The 4,372-nt window shown below is 71.8% G+C and carries 2 protein-coding genes and 1 pseudogene; 1 reads left to right on the forward strand and 2 read right to left on the reverse strand.

Features of this window, described 5'->3' with window-relative positions; all coding sequences use genetic code 11:
* Nucleotides 1-71 precede the first annotated feature (71 nt).
* The gene (locus IH13_RS0111475) at nucleotides 72-1,898 is read right to left on the reverse strand and encodes a phosphoenolpyruvate carboxykinase (GTP) (RefSeq protein WP_031083506.1); all 1,827 of its coding nucleotides are present in this window, start codon (nucleotides 1,896-1,898) and stop codon (nucleotides 72-74) included.
* A gap of 212 nt (nucleotides 1,899-2,110) precedes the next feature.
* On the opposite strand from IH13_RS0111475, the gene trhA reads away from it, so the two are divergent.
* Nucleotides 2,111-2,791 (forward strand): PAQR family membrane homeostasis protein TrhA, encoded by a 681-nt coding sequence (trhA, locus tag IH13_RS0111480; RefSeq protein WP_031083508.1) that lies wholly within the window; start codon nucleotides 2,111-2,113, stop codon nucleotides 2,789-2,791.
* A gap of 73 nt (nucleotides 2,792-2,864) precedes the next feature.
* On the opposite strand, the pseudogene IH13_RS37245 reads toward trhA, so the two are convergent.
* Nucleotides 2,865-4,372 (reverse strand): annotated as a pseudogene (locus IH13_RS37245) (thioredoxin domain-containing protein); the annotation flags it as partial.

Below are 4,372 nucleotides of genomic sequence, written 5' to 3' on the forward strand. Positions count from 1 at the left end.
GGGAGCCGTACCGCGGCGGGGGCGACCCACAGGTCAGGGCGGATGTCGTGACGCCCGCCGCGGGGTCCGGGTCAGCCCAGGCGCTCGACCAGGGCGCGGTACTCGTCCCACAGCTCCTTCGGCGTGTGGTCGCCGAAGGTGTTGAAGTGCTCGGGGATGAGGGCGGCCTCCTCGCGCCAGACCTCCTTGTCGACCTTGAGCAGGAAGTCCAGGTCGGACTCGCTCAGGTCGAGGCCCTCGGTGTCCAGGGAACCCTGGGCGGGCAGGATGCCGATCGGGCTCTCGACGCCCTCGGCCGTGCCCTCCAGACGCTCCACGATCCACTTCAGGACGCGGCTGTTCTCACCGAAGCCGGGCCAGACGAACTCGCCCGCGTCGTTCTTGCGGAACCAGTTGACGTAGTAGATCTTCGGCAGCTTGGACTGGTCGGCCTTGTCGGCGCCGACGTCCACCCAGTGCTTCATGTAGTCGCCCATGTTGTAGCCGCAGAACGGCAGCATGGCGAACGGGTCGCGGCGCAGCTCGCCGACCTTGCCCTCGGCGGCGGCGGTCTTCTCCGAGGCCACGTTGGCGCCGAGGAAGACACCGTGCTGCCAGGTGAAGGACTCGGTGACCAGCGGGACGGCGGAGGCGCGGCGGCCGCCGAAGAGGATGGCCGAGATCGGCACGCCCCTGGGGTCCTCCCACTCCGGCGCGATGATCGGGCACTGCCCGGCCGGGACGGTGAAGCGGGCGTTGGGGTGGGCGGCGGGCGTACCGGACTCGGGGGTCCAGTCGTTGCCCTTCCAGTCCGTGAGGTGCGCGGGCGGCTCCTCGGTCATGCCCTCCCACCACACGTCGCCGTCGTCGGTGAGCGCGACGTTGGTGAAGACGGAGTTGCCCCACATCGTCTTCATGGCGTTGGCGTTGGTGTGCTCGCCGGTACCGGGCGCCACGCCGAAGAAACCCGCCTCCGGGTTGATCGCGTACAGCCGGCCGTCCTCACCGAACCGCATCCAGGCGATGTCGTCGCCGATGGTCTCCACGGTCCAGCCGGAGATCGTGGGCTCCAGCATGGCGAGGTTGGTCTTGCCGCAGGCGCTCGGGAAGGCCGCCGCGACGTACTTGCTCTCCCCGCGCGGCGGGGTGAGCTTGAGGATCAGCATGTGCTCGGCGAGCCAGCCCTCGTCCCGGGCCATCACGGAGGCGATGCGCAGCGCGTAGCACTTCTTGCCGAGCAGGGCGTTGCCGCCGTATCCGGAGCCGTACGACCAGATCTCGCGGGCCTCGGGGAAGTGCGAGATGTACTTGGTGGAGTTGCACGGCCAGGGGACGTCCGCCTCGCCGGGGGCGAGCGGCGCGCCGAGGGTGTGGACGGCCTTGACGAAGAACCCGTCGCTGCCGAGCTCGTCCAGGACCTCCCGGCCCATGCGCGTCATGGTGCGCATCGACACCGCGACGTATGCGGAGTCGGTCAGCTCCACACCGATGGCGGAGAGCGGCGAGCCGACGGGTCCCATGCAGAACGGGACCACGTACATCGTGCGGCCGCGCATGGAGCCGCGGAACACGCCCCGTTCCCCCGTGAAGACCTCGCGCATCTCCGCGGGAGCCTTCCAGTGGTTCGTCGGGCCCGCGTCCTCCTCCTTCTCGGAGCAGATGAAGGTGCGGTCCTCGACGCGGGCGACGTCGCTCGGATCGGACGCGGCGTAGTACGAGTTGGGGCGCTTGACGGGGTCGAGCCTGGTGAAGGTGCCCTTGGCGACGAGCTCCTCGCACAGGCGCTCGTACTCGGCCTCGGAGCCGTCGCACCAGACCACCCGGTCCGGCTCGGTGACTGCCGCGATCTCGTCCACCCAGGAGGCCAGCTCCTGGTGGTTGGTGGGAACAGTGAGGGGAGCCGCGATGTCGCGCGCCACGATCGCTCCTTGAAGTGGGTTTCTGTGGAAGAGGCCCCGTGGGGGCTGCGGCCCGGATGCTTCGATTCCCCCATGGCGCTCATCCGGTGCCGACCGCACTCATTTGAGTTTCCGCTTCTCGCGCCCATATGTCCAGAGGGCCGCCCAAGTGAGCAGACGTGAGGCGCGCCACTCACATCTCCTACCTACGGAGGCGTAGGTAGCATGCGGGCATGACTTCTGTCGCTTCCGGGCCCGTCGAGCTCACCGACCCCGTCCCCGTGAAACCACGGCTGCGCGGCTGGCTGCACGCCGGAATGTTCCCCGCGGTGCTCATCGCCGGGATCACCCTGATCGCGCTGACGGACAGCGCCCGCGCGCGGATCGCCTGCACGGTCTACATAGTCACCGCGTGCCTGCTGTTCGGCGTGAGCGCCGTCTACCACCGCGGCACCTGGGGCCCGCGCGGCGAGGCGGTGCTGCGGCGGCTGGACCACGCCAACATCTTCCTGATCATCGCGGGCACCTACACCCCGCTGACGATGCTCCTGCTGCCGGAGTCCACCGGTCAGCCGCTCATGTGGGCGGTCTGGGGCGCCGCGGCGGCCGGTATCGCCTTCCGGGTCTTCTGGGTCGGCGCCCCGCGCTGGCTCTACACCCCGTGCTACATCGCGATGGGCTGGGCCGCGGTGTTCTTCCTGCCGGACTTCATGCGCACCGGCGGTATCGCGGTCCTCGTCCTCGTCGTCGTCGGAGGGCTGCTCTACAGCGCGGGCGGCGTGATCTACGGCATCAAGCGCCCGAACCCCTCACCGCGCTGGTTCGGCTTCCACGAGGTCTTCCACTCGCTGACCCTGGCGGCGTTCGCCGTGCACTACGTCGGCATCTCCCTGGTGGCCTACCAGCACGGGTGACGCCCCCGCCCCGCACGCCGCGAGGCCCGGCCGTCACCGGCCGGGCCTCGCGCATGTTCCGCGGCTCCGCGCCTCAGCCGCCGAGCCTGCTCTCCAGCTCCCCCGCGTCCGTCGTCGGCGCGTCGCACACGAAGTGCCGGCAGACGTACGCGGTCGGTGCGCCGTCCACCAGCGGCCGGTCCACCAGCAGCGGGAACTCCGCACCGCCCTCGGGGGCCTCCCCGGCAGCCACCACGGCCCCGGGTGCCCGCCCCAGCAACGCCGTGCGGTGCAGCTCCCCGCCGACCGGCCCGGCCACCGCCACCTCACGGGGACCGTCCAGCAGCGCCTCCGCGACCGCCAGGCCCCAGCCGGTGAACCGGGGCGCCTTCGGACCCAGCGCCTTCACCACTCCGAGCGCCCCCTCGGCGGCCGTGCGGTGCGCCTCGGAGCCGGTGTGCGCGGCGTACGACAGCAGCGCGCCCGCGGCGGCGGTCCAGCCGGCCGGGGTGGCGCTGTCGGTGGGGTCCTGCGGGCGGCGGATCAGCTGCTCGGCGTCGTCGGCGGTGTCGTACAGCTGGCCGTTCTCGCCGGTGAAGCGCTCCAGGACGATGTCCAGCAGGAAACCGGCGAAGTCCAGCCAGGCGCCCTCGCCCGTGACGGAGGCCAGCGCCAGGAACCCCTCCGCCACATCGCCGTAGTCCTCCAGGACCCCGGCGTTGTCCCCGGCCCGGCCGTCCTTGGAGGTGCGGCTCAGACGGGCGGTGTCGCCCATGTGGACCCGGACGAGCAGATCGGCCGCCTCGGTGGCCCGCTCGACCAGGTCGGGCCGGCCGAAGTAGGCGCCGGTCTCCGCGAGCGCGGCGACGGCCAGTCCGTTCCAGGCGGCGACGATCTTGTCGTCGCGCTCCGGCCGCACCCGCTCGCCGCGCGCGGCGAGCAGCCGGGCCCGTACGTCAGCGACCCGCGCCGGGTCCTCGTCCGGGCCGGTCCGGGTGAGCCGGAGGACCGAGGAGCCCTCCTCGAAGGTGCCCTCCTCGCTCACCCCGAAGTACCCGGCGGCGAAGGCCGCGTCGTCCTCGCCCAGCACCTCGCGCAGCTGGGCGGGCGTCCAGACGTAGTACGCGCCCTCGACGTGCCTGCCGTCCGCGTCCTCGCTGTCGGCGTCCAGCGCGGAGGCGAAACCGCCCTCGGCGGTGCGCAGTTCGCGCACCATGAAGTCGGCGGTCTCCAGCGCCACCCGGCGGGCCAGGTCCGAGCCGGTGGCCCGCCACAGATGCGCGTACACCCGGCACAGCAGGGCGTTGTCGTACAGCATCTTCTCGAAGTGCGGGACGGTCCACTCCCGGTCCACCGAGTAGCGGGGCGCCGAGCTGGTCGTAGATCCCGCCGCGCGCCATCGCGGCGCAGGTGTCCGCGGCCATCTCCAGGGCGCCCTCGGCGCCGGTACGGGCGTGATGGCGCAGCAGGAACTCGACGGCCATGGACGGCGGGAACTTGGGGGCGCCGCCGAAGCCGCCGTGCTTCTCGTCGTACTCCCGGCTCAGCGCGAGCAGCGCCTGCGCCAGCTCCGGCTCGCCGGGCACCCCGTCGCCGCCGTGC

The organism is Streptomyces sp. NRRL WC-3549 (genome assembly GCF_000721935.1).
Classification (GTDB): Bacteria; Actinomycetota; Actinomycetes; order Streptomycetales; family Streptomycetaceae; genus Streptomyces.

Bases quoted from the DNA above. Each gene is read 5' to 3' on its own strand.
- trhA (WP_031083508.1), top strand. From the start codon at position 2,111: ATGACTTCTGTCGCTTCCGGGCCCGTCGAGCTCACCGACCCCGTCCCC.